This window comes from Amycolatopsis sp. NPDC051045, from assembly GCF_040682955.1.
GTDB lineage: Bacteria > Actinomycetota > Actinomycetes > Mycobacteriales > Pseudonocardiaceae > Amycolatopsis.
The window spans coordinates 237,194-261,610 of record NZ_JBFBCC010000005.1; the positions used below are offsets into that span (position 1 = coordinate 237,194).

The 24,417-nt window shown below is 72.4% G+C and carries 18 protein-coding genes; 13 read left to right on the forward strand and 5 right to left on the reverse strand.

Annotation, left to right across the window (positions count from 1 at the left end; translation table 11 throughout):
• Nucleotides 1–52: 52 nt before the first annotated feature.
• The 7 genes from AB0M80_RS14865 (at nt 53) to AB0M80_RS14895 (ending at nt 8,964) form a co-directional block, all read left to right on the forward strand.
• A complete protein-coding gene (locus AB0M80_RS14865) occupies nt 53–1,609 on the forward strand; it encodes an alkaline phosphatase D family protein (RefSeq protein ID WP_364564057.1) in 1,557 nt (518 codons plus the stop codon).
• Between the two features lie 122 nt (nt 1,610–1,731).
• The gene (ndk, locus tag AB0M80_RS14870) at nt 1,732–2,142 is read left to right on the forward strand and encodes a nucleoside-diphosphate kinase (protein WP_364564059.1); all 411 of its coding nucleotides are present in this window, start codon (nt 1,732–1,734) and stop codon (nt 2,140–2,142) included.
• A gap of 52 nt (nt 2,143–2,194) precedes the next feature.
• On the forward strand, nt 2,195–2,908 hold the full coding sequence (locus AB0M80_RS14875; protein ID WP_364564062.1) for a maleylpyruvate isomerase family mycothiol-dependent enzyme: 714 nt from the start codon (nt 2,195–2,197) through the stop codon (nt 2,906–2,908).
• 105 nt (nt 2,909–3,013) lie between these two features.
• Entirely contained in the window at nt 3,014–6,352 is a 3,339-nt protein-coding gene (locus AB0M80_RS14880) for a phosphodiester glycosidase family protein (RefSeq protein WP_364564065.1), read from the forward strand.
• A gap of 30 nt (nt 6,353–6,382) precedes the next feature.
• Nucleotides 6,383–7,339: an ABC transporter ATP-binding protein gene (locus AB0M80_RS14885; RefSeq protein WP_364564068.1), complete on the forward strand. Its 957-nt coding sequence runs from the start codon at nt 6,383–6,385 to the stop codon at nt 7,337–7,339.
• Nucleotides 7,339–8,142: an ABC transporter permease gene (locus AB0M80_RS14890; protein ID WP_364564070.1), complete on the forward strand. Its 804-nt coding sequence runs from the start codon at nt 7,339–7,341 to the stop codon at nt 8,140–8,142. The genes AB0M80_RS14885 and AB0M80_RS14890 overlap by 1 nt, the downstream gene beginning before the upstream one ends.
• Nucleotides 8,143–8,964 (forward strand): ABC transporter permease, encoded by an 822-nt coding sequence (locus AB0M80_RS14895; RefSeq protein WP_364564073.1) that lies wholly within the window; start codon nt 8,143–8,145, stop codon nt 8,962–8,964.
• A gap of 9 nt (nt 8,965–8,973) precedes the next feature.
• Here AB0M80_RS14895 and AB0M80_RS14900 read toward each other — a convergent pair whose 3' ends face one another.
• The gene (locus AB0M80_RS14900) at nt 8,974–10,419 is read right to left on the reverse strand and encodes a S8 family serine peptidase (RefSeq protein WP_364564075.1); all 1,446 of its coding nucleotides are present in this window, start codon (nt 10,417–10,419) and stop codon (nt 8,974–8,976) included.
• 537 nt (nt 10,420–10,956) lie between these two features.
• Between AB0M80_RS14900 and AB0M80_RS14905 the strand changes: the two genes are divergently transcribed.
• From AB0M80_RS14905 to proB, 5 genes are all read left to right on the forward strand, one after another.
• A complete protein-coding gene (locus AB0M80_RS14905) occupies nt 10,957–13,977 on the forward strand; it encodes a translation initiation factor IF-2 N-terminal domain-containing protein (RefSeq protein WP_364564077.1) in 3,021 nt (1,006 codons plus the stop codon).
• A gap of 165 nt (nt 13,978–14,142) precedes the next feature.
• On the forward strand, nt 14,143–14,457 hold the full coding sequence (gene rplU / locus AB0M80_RS14910; RefSeq protein ID WP_364564772.1) for a 50S ribosomal protein L21: 315 nt from the start codon (nt 14,143–14,145) through the stop codon (nt 14,455–14,457).
• Between the two features lie 39 nt (nt 14,458–14,496).
• Nucleotides 14,497–14,757: a 50S ribosomal protein L27 gene (rpmA, locus tag AB0M80_RS14915; protein ID WP_103343431.1), complete on the forward strand. Its 261-nt coding sequence runs from the start codon at nt 14,497–14,499 to the stop codon at nt 14,755–14,757.
• Nucleotides 14,758–14,917: 160 nt separating this feature from the next.
• Nucleotides 14,918–16,375 (forward strand): GTPase ObgE, encoded by a 1,458-nt coding sequence (gene obgE / locus AB0M80_RS14920; RefSeq protein WP_364564081.1) that lies wholly within the window; start codon nt 14,918–14,920, stop codon nt 16,373–16,375.
• Nucleotides 16,372–17,481 carry a glutamate 5-kinase gene (proB, locus tag AB0M80_RS14925; protein WP_364564083.1) on the forward strand — a complete coding sequence of 370 codons (1,110 nt, stop codon included), beginning with the start codon at nt 16,372–16,374 and terminating at the stop codon, nt 17,479–17,481. Before obgE ends, proB begins: the two co-directional genes overlap by 4 nt.
• Nucleotides 17,482–17,606: 125 nt before the next feature.
• On the opposite strand, the gene AB0M80_RS14930 is transcribed toward proB, so the two are convergent.
• Complete coding sequence (locus tag AB0M80_RS14930; RefSeq protein WP_364564085.1) at nt 17,607–18,320, reverse strand: SDR family oxidoreductase; 714 nt, start codon at nt 18,318–18,320, stop codon at nt 17,607–17,609.
• A 61-nt stretch (nt 18,321–18,381) separates the two neighbouring features.
• Here AB0M80_RS14930 and AB0M80_RS14935 point away from each other — a divergent pair, with 61 nt between their 5' ends.
• The gene (locus AB0M80_RS14935) at nt 18,382–18,957 is read left to right on the forward strand and encodes a TetR/AcrR family transcriptional regulator (protein ID WP_364564087.1); all 576 of its coding nucleotides are present in this window, start codon (nt 18,382–18,384) and stop codon (nt 18,955–18,957) included.
• Here the strand turns inward: AB0M80_RS14935 and argS are convergent.
• The 3 genes from argS to AB0M80_RS14950 all read right to left on the reverse strand — a co-directional run bounded on the left by argS (nt 18,954) and on the right by AB0M80_RS14950 (nt 24,324).
• Nucleotides 18,954–20,675, reverse strand: coding sequence for an arginine--tRNA ligase (gene argS, locus AB0M80_RS14940; RefSeq protein ID WP_364564090.1), 1,722 nt, complete (start codon nt 20,673–20,675; stop codon nt 18,954–18,956). The two genes, AB0M80_RS14935 and argS, sit on opposite strands and share 4 nt — an antisense overlap.
• Before the next feature lie 69 nt (nt 20,676–20,744).
• Nucleotides 20,745–22,031: an MFS transporter gene (locus AB0M80_RS14945; protein WP_364564092.1), complete on the reverse strand. Its 1,287-nt coding sequence runs from the start codon at nt 22,029–22,031 to the stop codon at nt 20,745–20,747.
• A 181-nt stretch (nt 22,032–22,212) separates the two neighbouring features.
• Complete coding sequence (locus tag AB0M80_RS14950; protein ID WP_364564095.1) at nt 22,213–24,324, reverse strand: RecQ family ATP-dependent DNA helicase; 2,112 nt, start codon at nt 24,322–24,324, stop codon at nt 22,213–22,215.
• Nucleotides 24,325–24,417: the final 93 nt, after the last annotated feature.

Sequence of the window (24,417 nt, forward strand, 5' to 3'; positions counted from 1 at the left end):
TCGTTCATCCGCGCGCAAACCGGCGTTGGCCGCGGCGGGATAGAAACCGCGCATGACCGAACCGACCCACCACTCCCGCCGCACGCTGCTCAAGGCCGGCCTCACCGGCGCTTCCGCGGTCGCCGCCGGCCTCGTCGTGCCGTCCACGGCCTTCGCCGCGGTCCCGCTCGTCCGCCGCGACCGCCCGGTGCTCACCCACGGCGTCCAGTCCGGCGACGTCACGCCGGGCTCGGCGATCGTCTGGTCGCGCGCGGACCGGCCGTCGCGCCTGGTCGTCGAGATCGCGCGGGACCCGTCGTTCCGGCACGTCCGCCGGGTGCCCGGCCCGCTGGTGGGCCCGGACAGCGGCGGCACCGGCCGCGTGCGCGTCGCGGCACTGCGGCCCGGCACCGAGTACCACTACCGCGTCACCGCCGAGGCGCTCGACGGGCGCGCCACGAGCGAGCCGCTGACCGGCCGGTTCGCCACCGCGCCGGTGGGCCGCCGCGACACCCGGATCGTGTGGTCGGGCGACGTCGTCGGCCAGAACTGGGGCATCAACCCCGAGCTGGGCGGGATGACGATCTTCTCCGCGATGGCCGCCCGCCGCCCGGACCTGTTCCTGCACAGCGGCGACACGGTGTACTCCGACGGCCCGCTGACCGAGACGGTGACCCTGCCCGGCGGCCGCACCTGGCGCAACGTCGTCACGCCGGAGAAGGCGAAGGTCGCCGAGACCCTGGCCGAGTTCCGCGGCCAGCACGCCTACAACCGGCTCGACGAGAACTTCAAGCGCTTCGCCGCGCAGGTGCCCGCCTACGTCCAGTGGGACGACCACGAGGTCCTGAACAACTGGTACCCGGGCAAGATCCTCGACAACCCGGCCTACACCGAGAAGCGCGTCGACGTCCTCGCGCCGCGGGCGTACCAGGCGTTCCACGAGTGGCACCCGATCGACTCGCGCCAAGCCGTCGACGGCCGGGTCTACCGCAGCTTCACCTACGGCTCGCGCGTCGAAATCTTCGTCCTGGACATGCGGACCCACCGCAACGCCAACACCGCGGATCAGACGAAGCCGGGCTACATCCTCGGTGCCGCCCAGGCCCGCTGGCTGGCCGACGCGCTCGGCCGCAGCACGGCGACGTGGAAGATCGTCCAGGCCGACATGCCGCTGGGCCTGGTCGTCCCGGACGGCACCGCGATCGAAGCGGTGGCGAACAACCTGCCGGGCGCGCCCGGCGGGCGGGAGACGGAGCTGGCGTGGGTGCTGCGGGAAATCCAGCGCCGCCGCGTCCGCAACGTCATCTGGCTGACGGCCGACGTCCACTACACGGCAGCGCACCACTATTCACCCGACCGGGCGGCCTTCCAGGACTTCGACCCCTTCTGGGAGTTCGTGTCGGGGCCGCTGAACGCGGGCGCGTTCGGGCCGAACACGCTGGACCCGACGTTCGGCCCCGAGGCGGTGTTCGTGCACGCCCCGCCGTCGGCGAACACGGCCCCGATCGACGGCTTCCAGCACTTCGGCGAGCTGAACGTCGACGGCGCGAGCGGCGACCTCACGGTGGACCTGCGCGACGCCACGGGCGCGTCGCTGTGGTCGAAGAAGCTGCACCCGGCGGGGCGCTGAGCAGGGTCGGCTAGGCTCGCGCGCACCGAAACCCACCGCAACAAGGACATCCGGGGCTTCGCCCCGAGCCGGGGGCTCCGCCACCCGGATCCCCGAAAACAGTATTGAGGAGAAACACCGTCGTGACTGAACGCACGCTGGTCCTGGTCAAGCCCGATGGCGTCGCGCGCGGCCTCGTCGGCGAGGTCATCTCGCGGATCGAGCGCAAGGGCCTCAAGCTCGCCGCCCTCGAACTGCGGACCGTCCCGCGCGCCCTGGCCGAGGAGCACTACGCCGAGCACAAGGAGCGTTCGTTCTTCGGCGAGCTGCTGGAGTTCATCACGTCGGGCCCGCTGGTCGCGCTCGCCGTCGAGGGCCCGCGTGCCATCGCGGCGTTCCGCCAGCTCGCCGGCGGCACCGACCCGGTCGAGAAGGCCACCCCGGGCACCCTGCGGGGCGACTTCGCGCTGGAGACCCAGTTCAACCTGGTGCACGGTTCGGACTCGCCGGAGTCGGCCGAGCGCGAGCTGAAGCTGTGGTTCCCCGACCTGTGATCCACCACCGGGGCCACGTCCGCGTGGCCCCGGTTCCGCTTCCGGAGGCCCCATGACGACGATGCCGTTCGCGGCCCGCGATTACCTTCCCGTGCTGGGGAAGCTGACCGGCGAGTTCGCCGGGGTGCTGCGCACGGCCGACCCGGCCGCGCCGGTGCCGGACTGCGCGGGCTGGACCGTCACCGACCTCGCGACGCACCTCGGCAACGTGCACCGCTGGGCCGCCACGGTCGTCCGGACCGGTGAAGTGCAGCCGCAGAACTTCGCCACGGAGGCCGGCGGCGACCTGGCGTCGTGGTACTCCGAGGGCGCACGGCTGCTGCTCGACGCGCTCGGCGACGCCGATCCCGAAGACCCCTGCTGGCACTTCGGCGGCACCGAGAAGACGAAGGCGTTCTGGTACCGCCGCCAGGTGCACGAGACCGCCATCCACCTCGCCGACGCGGGGAGCGACCACGTGCTCGACCCGGCCGTGGCCGCGGACGGCGTCGACGAGGTCCTCGGTTCGATGCTGCCGCGCGTGACGCGGTGGCACCCGGTGCCGCGGCTGCCGGGTCCCGTCACCGTGCGCGCCACCGACACCGGCGACGTCTGGACCGTCCACCCCGGCGAGCCGCCCGCGCTGGGGCCGGCCGCCGACGACGCCGCGAGCGTCGAAGCTCCCGCGCGCGATCTTCTGCTGCGCCTGTGGAAGCGCACCGGACCCGCTCCGCGGACCACCGGCGGCGCCGCGGAGGCGCTCCTCGCCGCACCGCTGACCCCCTGATGGTGTTCTAGACCATTCAGGCGGCGTTCACCGGGAAGCCTTCCCCCGGCCGTGCTGCTGCGCTGTGCTGGTGCGGCTCACTCTCACTCGATACTGGGGTACCCGGTGAAAAAGTCACGCATCGTGCTGCCGCTCGCCGCGTTGTTCGCGTCGGCCCTCGTCGTTCCCGCCCACGCCGATCCGCTGGCCGCGCCGCTCGGCACCCCGCCGGTCGAGGCCGCGCCCGCCGCGTCGTCGGCCCACGAGGGCCCGGCCGCCTTCGCCGCCGCGGACCCCGACGACGGGCTGGTCACCGGCAGTGCGACCACCGAGGTCGCGCCCGGGCTGAACCTCACCCAGTTCGACCGGTTCGACCCCGCCGGCTGGATCCGCGGCGACACCCTCGCCGTCGACCTGGACAGCAAGGTGCTCGAGCCGACGTACCTGAGCCCCGGGACGGTATCCGCGCGCACGCCGCTGTCGCAGCAGGTCGCGCGGGCGGGCGCGGTGGCCGGCGTCAACGGCGACTTCTTCGACATCAACGCCACCGGCGCGCCGATCGGCGTCGGCATCGACCGCGGGCAGCTGCAGACCGCACCCACCGCCGGGCACAATCTCACCGTGTCGATCACGGAAGAGGGCAAGGCACGGCTGGCTTCGGTCTTCCTCGAGGCCAGTGTGACGCTGCCCGGCGGCACGGTGAAGGCGACGAACTTCAACAGTCCCGTCCTGGGCACGGACGCGATCGGTGTCTACACCCCGCTATGGGGCGCTTCCGGTCGTGGGACGTCGGTGGCGGGTGCTTCCCGGGTGCGCGAAGTCGAACTGCGCGACGGCGTCGTCACGCAGGTCCGCACCGCGCCCGCGGACGGCCCGATCGCGGCGGGAACGACGCTGCTGCTGGCCCGCGAAGCCGGGGCGGACGCGCTCGCCGTCCTGAAGCCGGGCGACGCGGCCGGTGTCACCTACGCGCCGCGCACCGACGCCGGGAAGATCGCGGTCGCGGTGGGCGGCAACGAAGTCCTGCTCCGCGACGGCGTCGTGCAGCCCGTCGACACCGTGGCCATGCACCCGCGCACCGCGGCCGGCTTCTCCGCCGACGGCCGGAAGATGTGGCTGGTCACCGTGGACGGACGGCAGGCCGACAGCCGCGGGATGACCGAGCTCGAGCTGGCGCGCCACCTGAAGAGCCTCGGTGCCGACGACGCCGTCAACCTCGACGGCGGTGGGTCGTCGACGCTCCTGGCGCGCAACGAAGGCGAACCGGCGCCGAGCATCCGGAACTCGCCGTCCGACGGCGGGGAACGCCTGGTGCCCAACGGGATCGGCTTCACGACCGTTCCGGGCAGCGGCCGGCTCACCGGGTTCGCGCCGGTCCCCGCGGTGGCGGCAGACGGCGCCAGCCGCGTGCTGTCCGGCCTGACCCGGCACCTGGTCGCCGACGGCCACGACGAGACGGGCGCCGCGGTGGCCGCCGACCCGCGCTGGAGCACCTCCGACCCGCGGCGGGCGACCGTCACGCGCGGAGTCGTCACCGGCCACGGCGCGGGCGGCGTCGACGTCGTCGCGCGCTCCGGCCGGGTGTCCGGGAAGACGGCGCTTTCGGTGCTGGGCAAGCCGGTCCGGCTGGGCACCAGCACCGAGCAGGTCGCGCTGTCGGCCGCGGGGGCCGAGAGCACGTTCAAGGTCTACGGTTACGACGGCGACGGCTACGGCACCTGGCTCGAACCCGACGACGTCAAGCTCGACTACGACCACTCGGTCGTGCGGGTCGAGCCGTCGGGCGACGGGTACGCGGTGACCGCGCTGACCTCCTCCGGCGCGACCACGATCACCGCGACCGCGGCGGGCCTGACGACGCACCTGGCCGCATCGGTCGGCACCGTGGCGAGGGTGGCGTCTCCGTTGGACGGTCCGGTGGGCTGGGCGGCCACGGTGTTCCCGGCGGTCGTCGGCGCCGCGCTTTCGGCGGCACCGGGCCGGGAGGGTGGTCAGGGCCTCGCGCTGGACTACCGGCTGACCGGTACGACCGCGACGCGCGCCGCGTACGTGACGCCTTCTTCGCCGCTTCCGGTTCCGCCGGGTACGCAGAAGATCGGGCTGTGGGTGAACGGCGACGGCCAGGGCGCGTGGCTGCGGGCCGAACTGCGTGACGCCGCGAACGTGGCGTCCATTGTGGACCTTTCGCTGAACGTCGGCTGGACCGGCTGGCGGTACGTCACGGCCGCGGTCCCGGCCGGGCTGCCGTCCGGACAGCGCCTGGCGCGCTTCTACGCCGTGGAGAACGTGCCGGACCAGCAGTACGAGGGCCGGCTGGTGTTCGACGACCTGACCTTCGAGGTGGCGCCGACGACGGCCGTGCCCGCCGACCCCGCCCCGCGCGACCCGGCTCTGGTCACGGACGGCTCCTTGGCCGGTGGCCTGCGGGTCGCGGTGGTCAGCGACGCCCAGTTCACCGCGGACGACCCGGCGGGGCCCCTGGTCGCCCAGGCCCGGCGGGCGCTGCGCGAAGCCGTCGCGGCGAAACCGGACTTGGTGCTGATCAACGGCGACTTCGTCGACCGCGGCACGGCGCCCGACTTCGTGCTGGCGCGCCAGGTGATCACCGACGAGCTCGACGGCCGGGTGCCCTGGTACTACGTGCCGGGCAACCACGAGGCGGAAGGCGGCAACGGCCTCGCGAACTTCCAGGCCGCCTTCGGGGTGACCCACCGGATCGTCGACGTCCACGGCATCCGGCTGGTGCTCCTGGACTCCTCCCGCGGCTCGCTGCGGGCCGGTGGGTTCGACCAGGTCCGGATGCTCCGGTCGGCCCTCGACTCCGCGGCGGCCGACCGGTCCGTGCGCGGGGTCGTCGTCGCCATGCACCACCCGGTGCGGGACCCGAGCCCGACCGGGAACTCCCAGCTCGGCGACCGGAAGGAGGCAACCCTGCTGACGCAGTGGCTCACCGGGTTCGAGCGGGCTTCCGGCAAACCGGCCGCCGCCGTGGCCTCGCACGCCGGCGTGTTCTCGCTGTCCCGCGTCGACGGGGTGCCGTACCTGGTCAACGGCAACTCGGGCAAGGCACCCGCGGCCGCGCCCGGCGACGGCGGGTTCGTCGGCTGGACGCTGCTGCGCGTGGATCCGGCCGACCGCGCCGAGCCGGTGCGGTTCGAAACGCGGCCGAACGTCGATTCGCTCTCACTCACCGGACCTTCGTCGCTCGCGCCGGGCGCTCGCGCGGACGTGCGGGCGATGCTGCGGCAGGGGACTCGCGACGTGCCGGTGTCGTACCCGGTGAGCGCGGACTGGACGGGTGCGTGGGGAACGCACATCGCCGGTGCGTGGCCGCCGGCGCCGTGGGACGTGGCGTCGTTCGACCCGGCTTCGGGGGTGCTGACGGCGTTGCGGCCGGGTGTCGCGCGGCTCTCGGTGACGGTCAACGGGGTGATCCGGACGCTGGTCGTGCCGGTGCACGGCTAAACCGTTCGGTTTTTGTCGGTGGCGGGTCCTATGGTGCGAAGCGTGGACGAATCGGAGGACCGGGAACCGGTACTGGTGCAGGCCAAGGCCCTGGTGAAGCGTTTCGGCGAGTTCGAGGCCGTGCGCGGGATCGACGTCGAGGTGCGGCGTGGGGAGGCGTTCGGCTTCCTCGGCCCGAACGGCGCCGGCAAGTCGTCGACCATGCGGATGATCGCGTGCGTGTCGCCCCGCACCGACGGCGACCTCCGCGTGCTGGGTCTCGACCCGGAGGCCGCCGGGCCGCGGATCCGCGCGCGCCTCGGCGTGGTGCCGCAGCAGGACAACCTGGACGTCGAGCTGACGGTCCGGGAGAACCTGCTGATCTACGGCCGCTACTTCGGGCTGTCCCGGGCGGCGGCGCGGCGCAAGGCTGCGGAGTTGCTGGAGTTCGCCCAGCTGGGTGATCGGGCCGACGACAAGGTCGATCCGCTGTCGGGCGGCATGAAGCGGCGGCTGACGATCGCCCGCTCGCTGGTCAACGACCCGGAGCTGCTGCTGCTCGACGAGCCGACGACCGGGCTCGACCCGCAGGCCCGCCACCTGCTGTGGGACCGTCTGTTCCGGCTCAAGGCCCAGGGCACGACGCTGATCGTCACGACGCACTACATGGACGAAGCCGAGCAGCTGTGCGACAGGCTGGTGGTGATGGACCACGGCCGCATCGCGGCGGAGGGTTCGCCGGCCGAGCTGATCCGGCGGTATTCGACGCGCGAGGTGGTCGAGCTCCGGTTCGCGCCGGGTGGGCAGGTCGCGGCGGCCCAGCAGGTCGAAGGGCTGGCGGAGCGGGTGGAGATCCTGCCGGACCGGGTCCTGCTCTACAGCGACGACGGCGAAGACGCGCTGGAGCACGCGCATTCCCGCGGGGTGCGGCCGTTGTCGAGCCTGGTGCGCCGCAGTTCCCTGGAGGACGTGTTCCTCCGCCTCACCGGCCGGACGTTGGTGGACTGATGGCGACGATCTCGACCGGCCGCGTGGTCGGCAAGTGGCACGGCGCCTGGCTGCGCGTCGAGGGCCACTGGACCTGGTACCGCCGCCACTGGCTGTCCACTTTGTACTCCACCGGGCTCCAGCCGGTGCTCTTCCTCGCCGCGATGGGCCTCGGCTTCGGCTCGCAGGTGCGGCCGGGCACGGTCACCGGCGGACTGTCGTACCTGCAGTACATCGCGCCCGCGCTGCTCGCCGCGGGTGCCGCGCAGCAGGCGGTCGGCGAGTCGAGCTACCCGGTGCTGTCCGGGTTCAAGTGGCAGAAGGACTACCTGGCGGTCACGGCCACCCCCGTGTCGCCGGGCCAGGTGTTCGGCGGCCACCTGATCTGGTCGGCCATGCGGCTGACGCTGGCGGGCGCGATCTACGCGTTCGTCGCGCTGTTCTTCGGTGCCTGGACCGGGCCGGGCGTGCTGCTGGTGGTCCTGGCCGGCACCGTCACCGGGCTCGCCTGCACCACGCCGATGGCCGCGCTGGCGGCCCGGACCTTCGACGAGGGCCAGCGCTTCGGGCTGATCTTCCGCTTCGTCGTGATGCCGATGACGTTGTTCTCCGGCACGTTCTTCCCGATCGCCCAGCTGCCGGGCGCGATCCGCTGGCTGGCGTGGCTCTCGCCGCTGTGGCACGGCACGCAGCTGGCCCGCGGCGTGAGCATCGGCGGGGTCGGCGGCTGGGCGATGCTCGGTCACTTCGCCGTGCTGGCGGCGTTGTTCGCGGCCGGGTGGGTGCTCGCGCACCGGGCCTTCCACCGAAGGCTGGTGGTCTGAATGACGACCGTCGAAGCCCGTACCGGGCTGTTGCTGCGCATCCTCCCGCCCGGGCTGTACGCGGGCCGCGCCCGCATGCTCGTCGAGCGCTCGGTCATGGTGTACCGCGGCAGCTGGCTGATCTTCCTGTCCGGCGCGGTCGAGCCGTTCCTCTACCTGCTGGCGTTCCAGCTGGGGTTCGGCAAGCTGGTCACCGAGGTGACCGGCCCCGGCGGGCACCCGATGAGCTACGTCGCGTTCGTGGCGCCGGCGCTGCTGGCGACGTCGGCGATGAACGGCGCCGTGTTCGAATCGACGTACAACCTGTTCTTCAAGCTGCGCTACGCGAAGCTGTACGACGCGATGCTGGCCACCCCGATCGGCCCGCTGGACGTGGCCTTGGGCGAGATCGGCTGGGCGATCACGCGCGGCGGCATCTACGCGGTGGCGTTCCTCGCGATCGCGACGGCGATGGGGCTGCTGGCGTCGTGGTGGGCGTTGCTGATGCTCCCGGCGGCGCTGCTGGTCGGCCTGGCGTTCTCGGCGATCGGCATGGCGCTGGTGACGTTCCTGCGCTCGACTTCCCAGTTCGACTACATCCAGCTGGGCCTGACGCCGATGCTCCTCTTCGCGACGACGTTCTACCCGCTGTCGGTGTACCCGGAGCCGCTGCAGTGGGTGGTCCGCTGCCTCCCGCTGTACCACGCGATCGAGCTGATGCGCGGCCTGGCCACGGGCCTGCTGTCCGGCGGCATGCTGATCAACCTGGCGTACCTGCTGGTCCTGGGCGCGGTGGGCTTGTGGGCCTCGACGCGCCGGATCGCGAAACTGCTCCTGACGTGACGCCGGGCGTCACCGGGCCGGATCGGGCCGGCCGCGCTGGGCCGGGCCGGCCGCCGGCGCGGCCACCATGCCGTGCCCGTAGAACCCGTTGTAGCCCTCGTAGCCCGCGCAGTAGGCGTCCTGGAGCCCGTCTCCGGTGAGGTCGTAGTCGGCCGGGCACGGCATCGGCATCGCCTGCGCCTCGAGTGTGCGGCGCAGCTGCCGCGGCTTGGCCTCGTCGGCGGCGGACGCCAGCAGCGCCAGCACGCCGGTGACGTGCGGTGCGGCCATCGACGTCCCGCACAGCGGCGCGTATCCGCCCGGCACCGTCGACAGCACGCACTCGCCGGTCTCCCCGCCGGGCGCCGTGATGTCGATCACGCCCAGCCCGTACGAGCTGTAGCCCGCCTTCACCCGGTCGGCGCCGACGGCGGACACGGCGACGACGTCCCGCAGCCCGGCCGGCAGCGCCTCGCAGCCGGTGCCCGCCCCGGGGGAGCCGGAGCGCGCCGACGGCGTCAGGTCGACGGCCTCGTTGGTCGCCGCCGCGACGTTCAGCGTGCCCGCCGACGTGCTGTACTCGACCGCGCGGGCCAGCACCTCGTGCACCACCCCGCGGTCGTTGCCGCGGATGCACGACAGCGTCCACGGGTTGACGAAGAAGCTGCTGTTCGTCAGCCGCATGTGCCGTGAGGCAGCCCACATCAGGCCGCACACCGCGGCTTCGGGGTCGGCGTAGCCGCGGTCGTCGATCACCTTCACCGACGCCACGCGCACCCCGGGGGCCACTCCCGTCACGCCGCGCCCGTCATCGGCCGCCGCGATGATCCCCGCCACGTGCGTGCCGTGCACCGACGTCGTCGGCGCCCAGGCCGACGGCGACCGGTCGGGGGCGCCGGTCAGGCAGCCGGCGGAGTCGGTGCGGTCGAGGGCGTCGCTCAGGTCCGGGTGGTCCGGGTCGATCCCGGAGTCGAGCACGCCGACGACGACGTCGCGGCGCCTGTCCGAGCTATCCGAGCGGCTCGGACGGCCGCGCGCCCGGCCCGTGTCGATCATCCGCATGTCCCACTGCCGCCCGCTCAGGTCCGCGGTGGGCACTTTCGTGGGATCGGTCACGGGCAGCGTCGCCCGCGCGGGCTGCGGCTTGACCTCGGTGGCGCGCTGCGCGGCCAGCCGCTCGGCCTGGGCGCTGAAGGTCCGGTCGAGCCCGATCCGCCCGCCGAAGCCCGGGTCGCCGGAGGTGGCGACCGCGACGGCGATCTGGGGGTAGTAGACGGTGGTCGTACCGCAGGCGCCGCCGATCTCCGAGCGGGCCGCGGCCTCGGTGGTGCCGCGGTCGAAGGTGACGACGTAGCGCAGGGCCCGGCCGTGGGCGCAACCGGACTCGCCTGCCACCGCGGGACCGGCGGTGACGCATCCCGAAAGCAGCAGGACGGTGCACACGGCCGCCCGTAGCGGCCGCGCCAGCAGGGACACCGGACCTCCCACCGAATGCAGGAACCGCGGGTGCCGGCGCGCGAGATCCCGGTCACCCCGAGCCGCACCGTAGCCACCCCCTGCCCGGGGGACAAGCGCTGTGGCCAAGTTCCCCCGGCCGGTGGACCTCGCGGCGCGCCCGGATGCCTGCGGGAGGTACCGAGTACACCGGCGCGGTCACCCGGTGTGGGATACTCGGGGTGGCCGCTGGGCCGCGGGGCGCACGTGAGAGGTGCTGCCTGCGGCGTTGTGGCCCGGTGATGTGCAGGGACTCCCCCGACGCGCGTCGCCGCCCGTGAACCGGGCGGCTGGACGACGTGGCGGGCGGTCCGGGGGCCGCGAGAGCTCTACGCACGCCGCCGAGCAGACCTTTGGCCGGGTTGCGTCCCATCGGAAGCGGTGGTGCGGCGCCCGGTCGTCGGGCCAGGATTCCCGCCGCTGGTGACCACCACGGCGGAACGAACAGAAAGGGGCCCCTGCGCGGCCGCGTCCCTGCCGGTGCGAACCGGCAGACGCGCCCGGGGGCGGAGGAGACACATGTCGAACGCGGAAACACCCGCCGAGCAGACCGGCGGGAATCCCGCCACACCCACGGGCGGCCCGCTGGCCGACCTGCCCGCCCGGATCCGGGTGCACGCGCTGGCCAAGCTGCTCGAGTCGCACAGCCGGGACGTCCTCGCGAAGCTGACCGAGCTGGGCGAAACCGTGCGCAGCGCGCAGTCGAGCGTGACCAGGGAAGTGGCGCTCAAGGTGGCCGAGGCCTTCGCGCCCGGCGAGACCGCTGACGCCGCTGACGCCGGTGACGCACCCGCCGAGCAGGCCGAGCCGGCGGCGCCTCAGGAGGCCCGTGCGGCCGTTCCCCCGCCGGTGCCCGAGGTGCCCGAGGTGCCGGCCGCCGAGGCCGAGAAGCCGCGGCCGCGGCAGAAGACCCGCGCGCACCTGCCGGTGTTCGCCGCGCCGTCGCCGGTCTTCCTGCCGCCGGAGCCGCCGGAACGCGCGGCCAAGCCGGCCCGCAAGCCGGCCGACCCCTTCGCGGAGCCGCCGTCGCGGCCCGAGCCCGAGGTGGCCGAGGAAGAGACCGAAGACACCACACCGGGCATCGACTCCGATGACGACGGTGACGACGCCGGCAGCCGCCGTCGCCGCCGCCGGGGCCGTCGTGGCCGCGGCCGGGGCAAGGGCGCCGATGGCGGCGACGAGATCGCCGAGAACGAGGACGACCAGGCCGAGGAGCAGCCGCGCCGCAAGCGCCGCAACGGGGACGAAAAGCCGGAAGCGGAGACCGAAGAGGCCGAGGACGCCGTCGCGGAGACCGACGGCGACACCGACGCCGATGCCGACTCCGACGGCGAGGGCGGCACCAGGCGCCGTCGCCGCCGTCGCCGCCGCAAGGGCTCGGACGGCGAAGACGCCGAGGCCACCGGCACCGACGACCCGCCGAACACGGTCACGCACGTCCGCCAGGCCAAGGCCGAGCGGGCCGAGCCGGCCGAGCGGGCCGAGCGTCCGGCGCGCGACGAGGTGCGCAGCGTCCGCGGTTCGACCCGGCTCGAGGCCAAGCGCCAGCGCCGCCGTGACGGCCGCGAAGCGGGCCGCCGCCGCGCCCCGATCCTGTCCGAGGCCGAGTTCCTGGCCCGGCGCGAGTCGGTCGCGCGCACGATGGTCGTCGCGGAGCACGGCGACTCCACCCAGATCGCGGTGCTCGAGGACGGCGTCCTCGTCGAGCACTTCGTGACCCAGTCGGGGTCCGGCTCCATCGTCGGCAACGTCTACCTCGGCCGCGTCCAGAACGTGCTGCCGAGCATGGAGGCCGCGTTCATCGACATCGGCCGCGGCCGCAACGCCGTGCTCTACGCCGGCGAGGTCGACTGGGACGCCGCCGGCCTGGAGGGCAAGGCCCGCAAGATCGAGCAGGCGCTCTCGACCGGCGACTCGGTGCTGGTCCAGGTGACCAAGGACCCGATCGGGCACAAGGGCGCCCGGCTGACCACGCAGATCTCGCTGCCCGGCCGCTTCCTCGTCTACGTGCCCGCGGGCGGTGCCACCGGCATCTCCCGCAAGCTGCCGGAGAACGAGCGCCGCCGGCTCAAGGACATCCTCAAGCGGATCGTCCCGGAGGACGCGGGCGTCATCATCCGCACCGCCTCCGAGGGCATCGGCGAGGAGGAGCTGGGCCGCGACGTCGACCGGCTGAAGGCCCAGTGGGACGTCATCAAGGAGAAGGTCGCCGCCGGTTCCGGCAAGAAGGGCGGCGCGCCGACCATGCTCTACGAAGAGCCGGACCTGCTGGTCAAGGTCGTGCGTGACCTGTTCACCGAGGACTTCACCAAGCTGGAGATCCAGGGCAACCGGTCGTGGGAGACCATCAACGACTACGTCCGGCACGTCGCGCCGGAGCTGACCGAGCGGGTCAAGCGCTACACCGGCACCGGTGACGTGTTCGCCGACCACCGGATCGACGAGCAGATCACCAAGGCCCTCGACCGGAAGGTCTGGCTGCCGTCGGGCGGTTACCTGGTCATCGACCGCACCGAGGCGATGACGGTGATCGACGTCAACACCGGCAAGTTCACCGGTTCGGGTGGCAACCTCGAGGAGACGGTGACCCGCAACAACCTGGAGTCGGCGGAGGAGATCGTCCGCCAGCTCCGGCTGCGGGACATCGGCGGCATCATCGTGATCGACTTCATCGACATGGTGCTCGAGTCCAACCGCGAGCTGGTGCTGCGCCGCCTCACCGAATGCCTCGGCCGCGACCGCACGCGCCACCAGGTCGCCGAGGTCACCTCGCTCGGCCTGGTGCAGATGACCCGCAAGAAGATCGGCACGGGCCTGCTGGAGGCGTTCTCGACGCCGTGCGAGCACTGCAAGGGCCGGGGCGTGGTCGTCTCGACCGAGCTGCAGCGCACCGGCGGCGGCTCGTCGTCCCACGGCGGCGGCAACGGCAACAGTGGCACCAGCGGCAACAGCGGCAACAGTGGCACCGGTGGCAACAGTGGCACCGGTGGCCAGGAGAAGAGCTCCCGCCGGTCGCGGGGCCGCGGCAAGGGCGAAGAGGCCGCCAAGGCCGAGGCGGAGGCCGCCGCCAAGGCGGAGGTGCACGCCGTCCCGACGCCGGAGCAGCGCGAGTCGATCGCGTCGGCGGTGGCGGCGGTGGCGAACGCCGCCAAGGCCGCCAAGGAACACGACCACGGCGCCTTGAACGGCAACGGGCCCGTCCCGGAGCCGGCCAGGGAGGTCGCGGGCGTCCCGGCGACCACGGAAGCGGACGAGTTGCCGGTGGCGGCCGAGCCGCCCGTGGAGCCCGCTCAGGAGGTCGCCGGCACCCCGGTGACCACCGAGGCGGACGAAGTACCGGTGCCGCAGGACGACGAGCCCGAGGTCGAGCAGTCCTCGGCTCCGGAACCGGCGGAAGAGCCGGTCACCGGGTCCGCGGAGGCCGCGGAGGCCGAGGTCAGCGTGCCCGAACCGGCCGTGCGCTCCACCCGGCGCCGTCCGCGCCGGGCGGCGTCGCGGCCGGCGGGCCCGCCGGTGCACGCCTCCGACCAGAGCAAGTGAACAACTAGGGGGACCCCGGTGGTAACGCACCGGGGCACCCCACGTAACCTGTAGTACGGCCTGCCACCAGAGCAGGTTGTCTGCGCGAGTCCAGGACCGCCTTTTCCTCAGGTGGGCCGATCGTGCGGAGCCCCCACCCATTGTCGAGTAATGCAGGAGACTTCCGTGTCGGCGTACGCGATCGTCAAGACCGGCGGCAAGCAGTACAAGGTGGCCGTCGGCGACGTCGTCGAGGTCGAGAAGCTCGAGGGCGAGCCGGGCACCGAGCACATCCTCCCCGCCGTGCTGTTCGTGGACGGTGGCGAGGTCACCACGGACGCCGACGCGTTGGCGAAGGTCTCGGTCACCGGCAAGGTCGTCGAGCAGACCAAGGGTCCGAAGATCCGGATCCACAAGTTCAAGAACAAGACGGGCTACCACAAGCGCCAGGGTCACCGGCAGAAGCTGACCCGCGTCGAGGTCACCGCCATCTCCCTCTAAGGGCTTCTCCGGATCTTCATTCAGAAAGAGGATTGAGCTATGGCTCACAAGAAGGGTGCGTCCAGCTCCCGCAACGGTCGTGACTCGAACGCGCAGCGCCTCGGCGTCAAGCGCTACGGCGGCCAGGAAGTCAACGCGGGCGAGATCCTGATCCGCCAGCGCGGCACCAAGTTCCACCCCGGCGTCAACGTCGGCCGTGGCGGCGACGACACGCTGTTCGCCCTGGCCGCCGGTGCGGTCCAGTTCGGTGAGAAGCGCGGCCGCAAGACGGTCAACATCGTCGTGCCGGTCGAAGCGTAACGGTCGATCTTTGGGGCGACGTGTGTCCGCGGAATACGCGGACCACGTCGCCCGTTCCATGTGCTGACCCGGGGGCCGAGCCCCCGGACCCCCACGGTGCGGCCGCTGGCAGACCCAGCGTGGGCCGCGCCATTTTTGTTTTAGAGGAAGAGGCAAAGTCATGGCGTCCCGGTTCGTGGACCGCGCGGTCATCCACCTGACCGCCGGTGACGGGGGCAACGGCTGCGCCTCGGTGCACCGCGAGAAGTTCAAGCCCCTCGGCGGTCCGGACGGCGGCAACGGCGGCAACGGCGGCGACGTCCTGCTGGTCGTCGACCCCAACGTGCACACCCTGCTCGACTTCCACTTCCGCCCGCACGCCAAGGCCGGCAACGGCAAAATGGGCCAGGGCGGCAACCGCGCGGGCGCGGCGGGGGAGACGCTGGTGATGAAGGTGCCGTCCGGCACCGTCGTGTTCACCGAAGACGGCGAAATGGTGGCCGACCTGATCGGCCCCGGCACCACGTTCGTCGCCGCCCAAGGCGGCCGCGGCGGGCTCGGCAACGCCGCGCTGTCGTCGAAGGCCCGCAGGGCACCCGGGTTCGCGCTGCTGGGCGAGCCGGGTGAGAGCCGCAACCTCGTGCTGGAGCTGCGGTCGGTCGCCGACGTCGGCCTCGTGGGTTTCCCGTCCGCCGGCAAGTCGTCGCTGATCTCGGTGCTGTCCGCGGCCAAGCCGAAGATCGCCGACTACCCGTTCACCACGCTGGTGCCGAACCTCGGCGTCATCACCGGCGGCGACACGGTGTTCACGATGGCCGACGTGCCCGGCCTCATCCCCGGCGCCTCCGAGGGCAAGGGCCTGGGCCTGGACTTCCTCCGCCACATCGAGCGCTGCGCGGTGCTGGTGCACGTCGTCGACTGCGCGACGCTGGAGCCCGGCCGCGACCCGCTGTCCGATGTGGACGCTCTGGAAGCGGAACTCGCGAAGTACACGCCGAGTCTCGGCGGGAAGCTCGAAGAGCGGCCGCGAGTGGTCGTCCTCAACAAGATCGACGTTCCGGAGGCCGCCGAGCTCGCCGAGTTCGTCCGCCCGGACCTGGAGGCCCGCGGTCTCCGGGTGTTCGCGGTTTCGACGGCGTCCCGCAAGGGCTTGCGGGAGCTGACTTTCGCGCTCGGCGCGATCGTCGACCAGTACCGCGAGGCGCAGCCGGTGCTGGAGCCGGAGAAGATCGTGCTGCGGCCCCTCGCCGTCGACGACTCCGGCTTCACCGTCGAGCCCGATCCGGAGGAAGAGGGCGCGTTCATCGTCCGCGGCGCGCGGCCGGAGCGGTGGATCCGCCAGACCGACTTCAGCAACGACGAGGCCGTCGGCTACCTCGCCGACCGGCTCAACCGCCTCGGCGTGGAGGACACGCTGGCGAAGCTCGGCGCGCGGCCCGGGACCCCGGTCACGGTCGGCGACGTCCAGTTCGAGTGGGAGCCGTCGACGCCGAGCGTCGCGATGCACCTGTCCGGGCGCGGCACCGACGTCCGGCTGGAGCGCGTCGACCGGCTCGGCGCGGCCGAGCGCAAGGAAGCCCGCCGGGTCCGGCGGGCGGGCTCGGACGAGCTGGAGGACGACCTGGACGTCGACGAGTGAGCGGCACGCGCGAAGCCATTGCCGCCGCGCGGCGGCTGGTCGTCAAGGTCGGGTCGTCGGCGCTGACCACCGCGGGCAGCGGGCTCGACGTGGCCCGGCTGGACGCGCTGGTCGACGCGATCGCCGAACGGGTCGCCCGGGAGACCCAGATCGTGCTGGTGTCCTCCGGCGCGATCGGGGCCGGCCTGGCCCCCCTTTCGCTGGGTAAGCGCCCTCACGATCTCGCGACGCAGCAGGCGGCGGCGAGCGTGGGCCAGCTGGCGCTGGCGCATGCGTACGCCGAGTCGTTCGGGCGCTACTCGCTGACGGTCGGGCAGGTGCTGCTCACGTCCGACGACGTCGTCCGCCGCTCGCACTACCGCAACGCGCAGCGGACGTTTTCGCGGCTGCTGGCGCTCGGCGCGGTCCCGGTCGTCAACGAGAACGACACGGTGGCGACCGAAGAAATCCGCTTCGGCGACAACGACCGCCTGGCGGCGCTGGTGGCCCACCTGATCGGCGCCGACGCCCTGCTCCTGCTGTCCGATGTGGACGGACTGTACGACGGCGACCCCCGCGAGGGCGCGACCCGCAAGCTGACGGAGGTCCTGTCGGAGTCCGATGTGGACGGAATCTCGGTCGGCATGTCCAGCTCGGGCCTGGGCACGGGCGGCATGGTGTCCAAGCTCGCGGCGGCCCGCACGGCGGCGGGTGCGGGCATCCCGGTGCTGCTCGCGGCGGCCTCGGAGGCCTCGGCGGCCCTGACGACGGCGTCGCCGGGCACGGCGTTCGCCCCGGCGGACACCCGCCTGTCGGCCCGCCGCTTCTGGCTGGGCTACGCGGCGGACACGACGGGCAAGCTCCGCCTGGACGACGGCGCGGTGACGGCGGTGGTCCGCCGCCGCAGGTCCTTGCTGGCGGCGGGCATAACGGGCGTTGACGGCGACTTCCAGGCCGGCGACGTGGTGGACCTGGTGGATGCGAAGGACCGGGCGGTGGCCCGCGGAGTGGTGGCGTTCGACGCGACGGAGCTCCCGGAGCTGATCGGTCGTTCAACGCACGAACTCCCGGCCGAGCACCGCCGCGAGGTAGTCCACGCCGACGACCTCGTCCCCCTCCGCCACTAGCTCCGCACCACCCCAAGGCATCACCCGTGTTCCCCCGGGCATCACCGGTGTTCGGCCGGACATCACGCGTGCTTGGCCGGGCCCCCGCCGGGCCCGGCACTTTCACGTGAAAGTGCCGGCGCTCCTCAGCCCAGGGAGACCAACCGGGCTCCGCCGTCGGCCTCCAGGACCGTGCCGGTCAGGTTGGGGTTCGTCGCCGCCAGCGTCACGACCTCGGCCACGTCGTCCGCCGTCGCCACGCGGCGGGCCGGGATCGAAGCTGCCGTCTGGGCGAAGAATCCCGCCCGCATCTCCTCCGGGAAGCCGTTCCACCACGCCGTGTCGACCACTCCCGGCGACACGGCGTTCACCCGCCGCGGCGCCAGCTCGACCGCCAGCGGTTTGACCAGCGCTTCGATCGCCGCGTTCAGCGCGCCGATCCCGGCGGTGCCGGCCATGGCCGCCCGGGCCGTGATCGCGCTGAGCAGCGTGATCGATCCGTCCGCGGCCAGGTGCGGCAGCACCGCCTGGACCGTGGTCAGGTGCGCCCAGAACTTCGCGTCGAAGGCCCGCCGCAGCATCGCCAGGTCCAGCTCGGCGATCGGCCCCATGCCTTCGGTGCCGGACAGGCTCACGACCAGCACGTCGACCGTTCCGAGCGACTCGGCCAGCGCGGCCATCGCCGCGGCGTCGCCGCCGTCGGCCTGGTGTCCGGTCAGCCGCGGGTCGGTCGCCGCGACGTCGTCGAGGCGTTCCTTGCCGCGCCCGGTGACGTGGACGTCGTATCCCCGTTGCTGCAGCCGTCGCGCGGTCGCCAGGCCGATGCCCGAGGTGCCGCCGGCCACGAGAGCGATGCTCATGCTTGTTCCCCATTTCGAACCGGTACGTCTCGTTTCGAAACCGACGCTACCATCGGATCCCATGACCGACCAGTCCCGCCCCGGCCGCAAGCGCAGTGAGCAGAGCCGGCGGGCGATCCTCGCCGCCACGCTCGAACTGGTGGCGGAGGCCGGCTACGGCGCACTGACCATCGAAGGCATCGCCGCGCGCTCCGGCGTCGGCAAGCAGACGATCTACCGCTGGTGGCCGTCGAAGGCCGACGTCCTGCTCGACGCGCTCGCGACGAAGGCGGACCTGCAGATCCCCGTCCCCGACACGGGGTCGTTCCGCGCCGACCTGGCCCGCTTCCTGGGCAGCACGTTCGAGCTGGGCGGGAAGTCCCCGGTCGCGGACACGCTCCGGGCGCTGATGGCCCAGGCGCAGATCGACCCGGACTTCGGCAGCCGTTTCCGCGAAGACTTCCTCCACCGCCGCCGTGAAGCCCTCGGCACGGTCGTCGACCGCGCCCGCGAGCGCGGCGAACTCCCGGCCGGCGTGCAGTCCGGCACGGTAATCGACGTCGTGTTCGGCACGCTCTGGTACCGGCTCCTCGCGACGCGCGAACCGATCGACCGCGGTCTGGCGGACGAACTGGTGACGCTGCTGGCGGCCCGCTAGAGCCGTTCGGGCGCTTCGATGCCGAGCAGCGAGAGCCCGAGCGCAAGTGTCCGGGACGTCAACGCAGTCAACCGCAGCCGGGACGCGCGCAACTCCGGCGAAGACGCCTTCAGGACCGGGCATTCCTCGAAGAACCGCGAGAAAGCGACCGCAGTCTCGTACAGGTACGTGCAGAGCTTGTGTGGCGTGTAGCCGCCCGTCGCCGCCTTCAGTGCTTCGCCGAACCTGAGCAGCTTCAGCGCCAGCGCGCGTTCCGCCGATGCTTCGAGCCGCACCTGCGTGCCGTCGGGCAAGCCGCCCGCCTTCCTGAGGATCGACTGCGTCCGCGCGTGCGCGTACTGGAGGTACACCGAGGTGTTGCCCTCCTTGGCCAGCATCCGGTCCCAGGCGAAGACGTAGTCGCGTTCCCGGTCGCCGGACAGGTCCGCGTACTTGACCGCCCCGATGCCCACCGCCCGGGCGACTTCCGCCTGTCCCGCCGCATCGAGCTCACTGCGCTCGGCGACGACCGCGGCGGCTTGCGCCACGGCTTCGGTGAGCAGGTCGGCCAGCTTGACGGTCTCGCCGGCCCGGGTCCGCATGGCCTTGCCGTCCGCGCCCAGCACCGTGCCGAAGCCGACGTGCTCGGCGTGCCCGGTCAGCCAGCCCGCGGCGCGGCAGGTGGCGAACAGCATCGCGAAGTGCTGCGCCTGCGGCGTCCCGACGACGTAGAGCAGATCGGTGGCACCACGCTCGGCCGTCCAGTACCGGACGGTCGCCAGGTCCGTGGCGGCGTACCCGTAGCCGCCGTCGCGCTTGCGGACGATCAGCGGCAGCCGGTCGCCCTCGCGGTTGCGGAACCCTTCGGGGAACACGCAGATCGCGCCGTCGCTGACTTCGGTCAGGCCGGCCTCTTCGAGGTCGTCGACGACCGTGGCGAGGTACGGGTTGTAGAAGCTCTCGCCGTAGATGTCCCGGTCCGTCAAGGAAATCCCGAGCAGCGCGTAGACCTCGTTGAAATGCCGGGTCGACTCGTCGACGAGCTCCTGCCAGACGGCGAGGGTGTCTTCGTCGCCGCTCTGCAACTTGACGACGCGGTTGCGTGCCCGCGTCGCAAACGCTTCGTCGCTATCGAACTTCTGGCGCGCTTCGCGGTAGAAGGCGTCGAGGTCGGCGATCGCGCGTTGCCCGGCGGAGACGTCGAGGAGGTGCTCGATGAGCATGCCGAACGGCGTGCCCCAGTCACCGAGGTGGTTGTGCGGCAACACTTCGTGCCCGGCGAACCGCAGCAGGCGGGCGAGCGCGTCGCCGATCACCGACGAGCGCAGGTGCCCGACGTGCATTTCCTTGGCCACGTTCGGGCTGCTGTAGTCGAGTGCGATCCGCCGGGGCGCCGTGTTTTCCGGCACGCCGAGACGCGGATCGCCGAGCAGCGCGCCGGCGCGCGCCTCGAGCCATTCCCCGCGCAGGACGAAGTTCAGGAATCCCGGCCCGGCGACCTCGGGCGGATCGGCGATCCCGTCGAGGTCCAGCGCTCCGGCGATCAGCCCGGCGACCTCGCGCGGCGGGCGGCCGAGCCGCTTGCCCAGACTCATCGCGAGGTTGGCCTGGTAGTCGACACCTTCGCGCGGCGACGCCTGGATCAGCGCCTGCTCCGGCGTCAGCTCGACCTGCAAAGCCCGGCCGGCGGCGGTCACCACGCGGCGCGCCAGCTCTTCGGTAACGTCGGCGGTCTGCACGGTGTCCCTCCTTCGGCCCGGTCACGGAGCCCGCAGCGTAACGAGCGTGACCGGCCGATGACGAAGGGTTTACCGCAGCTCGCTGCCCTTGGTCTCCGGCAGCGTCAGGATCACCGCGAACGCGATCGCGGCGCCCACGGCGACGTACCAGAAGTAGAGCGTCGGCGACACGGCACCGAACAGGGTGATGAGCAGGGGAGCGGTGCCGCCGAAGATCGCGACGGTCAGGTTGTACCAGGCCCCGATGCCCAGCCCGCGCAGTTCGGTGGGGAACAGCTCGCTCATGATGGCCGGCGCGATCGACGTCATCGCCGTGTACAGCCCGAGCCCGACGCAGAACACCACGAGCAGCCCGCCGACCCCCGGACCGATCAAAGTGGACAGCGGCACGACGGCGACCGCGGTCGCCCCGGACCAGACGAGCAGCTGCGGCTTCCGCCCGAACCGGTCCGACAATGCCCCGAGCGGGTACTGCAGCGCGATGAACAACGCCGTGCCGACCGAAAGGGCGAGGAAGACGGCGTCGGCGTCGGCGTGCCGGTTCTTCACCGCGAAGGACGTAAGCGCGCTGAAGAACGTGTAGTAGCAAAGGGTCGACAGCATCGTGAAGCCGACGAGCCTGCCGACAGCCTTCGGGTGGTGGGTCAACGTGGTCAGCAGCGGCCGCTCGAGTTTCCGCGCCTTGGCCTTCGTCTGCTCGAACAGTTCGGTTTCGGCGAGGCTGCGGCGCAGCCACAGCCCGACCAGGCCGAAGACGCCGCCCAGCAGGAACGGCAGCCGCCAGCCCCACGACGCGAGCTGGGCCTTGTCCAACGCACGGGCGAGGACGAAGCCGAGCACGGTCGCGACGAGCACCGCTGAACCGGTCGAGATGTAGAAGAACGCCGAGTACCGGCCGCGACGCTCCGGTGGCGCGATCTCGCCGAGGTAGGCCGACGCGTTCGACACCTCGCCGCCGAGCGACAGGCCCTGGGCGATGCGCGCGAGCAGCAGCAGGATCGGCGCGAGCCAGCCGACCTGCGTGAACGTCGGCAGCAGGCCGATCGCCACCGAGCCGCCGGCCATGAGCAGGATGGTGAGGATCATGGCGGGCTTCCGGCCCCGGGTGTCGGCGAAGCGCCCGAGCAGGACACCGCCGAGCGGCCGGAAGAAGAACGCCAGCGCGTAGGTGGCGAAGGTGTTGATCAGCGCGAGCGTGTCGTTCCCGGCGGGGAAGAACGCGCTGGCGAAGTAGATGCTGAACGTCGCGTAGATCGTCCAGTCGAACCACTCCAGCGCATTGCCGGCGCTCGCGGCGAACAGCTTGCGCACCGGCAGCCGGTGGCGCTGGGACGCCTGGACGGCGGACTCGGTCATGGCAGCCTCCACGTCACCCGAAGGTGGAACGGGACTTTGCCACATTCCTTCGCAGTGCGAAAGATCCCCACCGTCCGCTCAGGTCGTTCACCAGCGAGCCGACCCTCCCGGTACGCGCGTCGTCCGCCTGGGTACGCGTGTCGTCCGTCCGAGTACGTGCCCTCCCTTCCGCTCCTTCCCCTCAGGCCGTGCTGGCCAGAGCGAAGGGCAGCACCGCCGGCGCCCCGGCCCGCCGCAGCAGCCGGGCGGCGAGCGTCATCGTCCAGCCGGTGTCGATGACGTCGTCCACCAGCAGGACCGGCCCGGACGGCAACGCCGCCGCGAGGTCGGCCGGCATGGTCAGCCGCCGCCACAGGTCCGCCAGCCGCTGCGCGCTGTTCGCCTGGCGTGGTGGCGGGCCGTCCGCGTCGAGCGCCCCGAGGAATTCCAGCTTGCCGATGTCGGCCAGCCGGGTCGCCAAGCTGTAGACGAGCCGCGGCCGCGTGGACGACGGCACCGCGACCACCGCCACCGGCCGCTCCGCCCACTGCCACCCGGCGAGCACCTGGACGCAGGCCTTGAACACCGAGTCCGGCACGTCGGCGTCCTGGGCGCCCGGACCGACGAGCTCCCGCAGCCGGTTGCCCCAGCCGACGTCGGTGAGCCGCCCGAGTACCTGGCCCGGCTCGGCCTGGTCGTCGGCCGAGATCCGGCCGGAGACCGGAACGTCCAAAGAGGACATCCCGGTGGGCCACTGCTTCCGCGGCGTGACCTCGACGCCGGGCCGCTGCAGGCGTTCCCGGGTCGCGTCGACGACCTCGTCGGCCACCGTCGTGTCCCAGTACTTCCCGGTGCAGTTGTCGCACCGCCCGCAGGGCACCGCCTCCGGATCGTCGAGCTGGCGCCGCAGGTACTCCATCCGGCAGTCCCCGGTCGCGAGGTAGCCGATCATCGCCTGTTGCTCGCGGTCGCGTGCCTGTGCGACCCGCTGGTAACGCCCGCGGTCGTATTGCCAGTCTTCGCCCGTGCTCTCCCAGCCGCCCTTGACGCGCCGGACCGCGCCGTCGACGTCCAGCACCTTGAGCACCATCTCCAGCCGTGACCGGGAAAGCTCCACCGACGGCTCGAGCGCGGCCGTCGACAGTGGACGGTTGGCGTACGCGAGCGTGTTCAGCACCTGCGTCACCCGCAGTTCGTCAGGGAAGGCCAGCGAACCGAAGTACGCCCAGATCGCCTTGTCCTCTTCGCCGGGCAGCAGCACGACCTCGGCGCGCTCCACGCCACGCCCGGCGCGGCCGACCTGCTGGTAGTAGGCGATCGGCGACGACGGCGCGCCGAGGTGCACGACGAACCCGAGGTCCGGCTTGTCGAACCCCATGCCCAGCGCGGACGTCGCGACCAGCGCCTTGACCCGGTTGCCGAGCAGGTCGTCTTCGGCCGCCTGCCGGTCGGCCGGGTCGGTCTTGCCAGTGTAGGCCGCCACCGGATATCCGCGGTCCTTCAGCAGCGATGCGACGTCGTGCGCCGCCGCGACGGTCAGCGTGTAGATGATCCCGGACCCGGGCAGCTCGGCCAGGTGCTCCGCGAGCCAGGCCAGCCGCGCCTGCGACGTCGGCAGCCGGCACACCGACAGCCGCAGGCTTTCCCGGTCGAGGCTGCCGCGCAGCACCAGCGTGCCCGCGCCGCTGCCGAGGCCCAGCTGCTCGGCGACGTCGGTGACCACACGGTCGTTCGCGGTCGCGGTGGTCGCCAGCACCGGCACCCCTTCGGGCAGGTCGCCCAGCAGGGTGCGCAGCCGCCGGTAGTCCGGCCGGAAGTCGTGCCCCCAGTCCGAGATGCAGTGCGCCTCGTCCACCACCAGCAACCCGGTGCTCGCGGTCAGCTTCGGCAGTACGTTGTCGCGGAAGTCCGGGTTGTTCAGCCGTTCGGGGCTGACCAGCAGGACGTCCACCTCGCCGGCCGCGACCGAGGCCTGGACCTGGTCCCACTCCTGCGGGTTCGCGGAGTTCATGGTCGCCGCCTGGATCCCGGCCCGCGCCGCCGCCGAGATCTGGTTGCGCATCAGCGCCAGCAGCGGCGAGACGATGACCGTCGGACCGCTGCCCTGTTCCCGCAGCAACGCCGTGGCCAGGAAGTACACCGCCGACTTGCCCCACCCCGTGCGCTGCACCACCAGCGCCCGGCGTCGCTGCGCGACCAGGGCTTCGATGGCCGTCCACTGGTCTTCGCGCAGCTTCGCCGAGTCGCCGGCCAGAGCCCGGAGGAGAGTCTCGGCGCGGTCGCGGAGTGCTGAGGTGGTGCTGGTCGTGTCCACGTCCCCACGTCTACCCCATGGCACCGACAGACCGGGAATCGGCGGCGTCGCGAACGGACCGTTCGCGACGAATACGGCCCGTAATGTGATCCG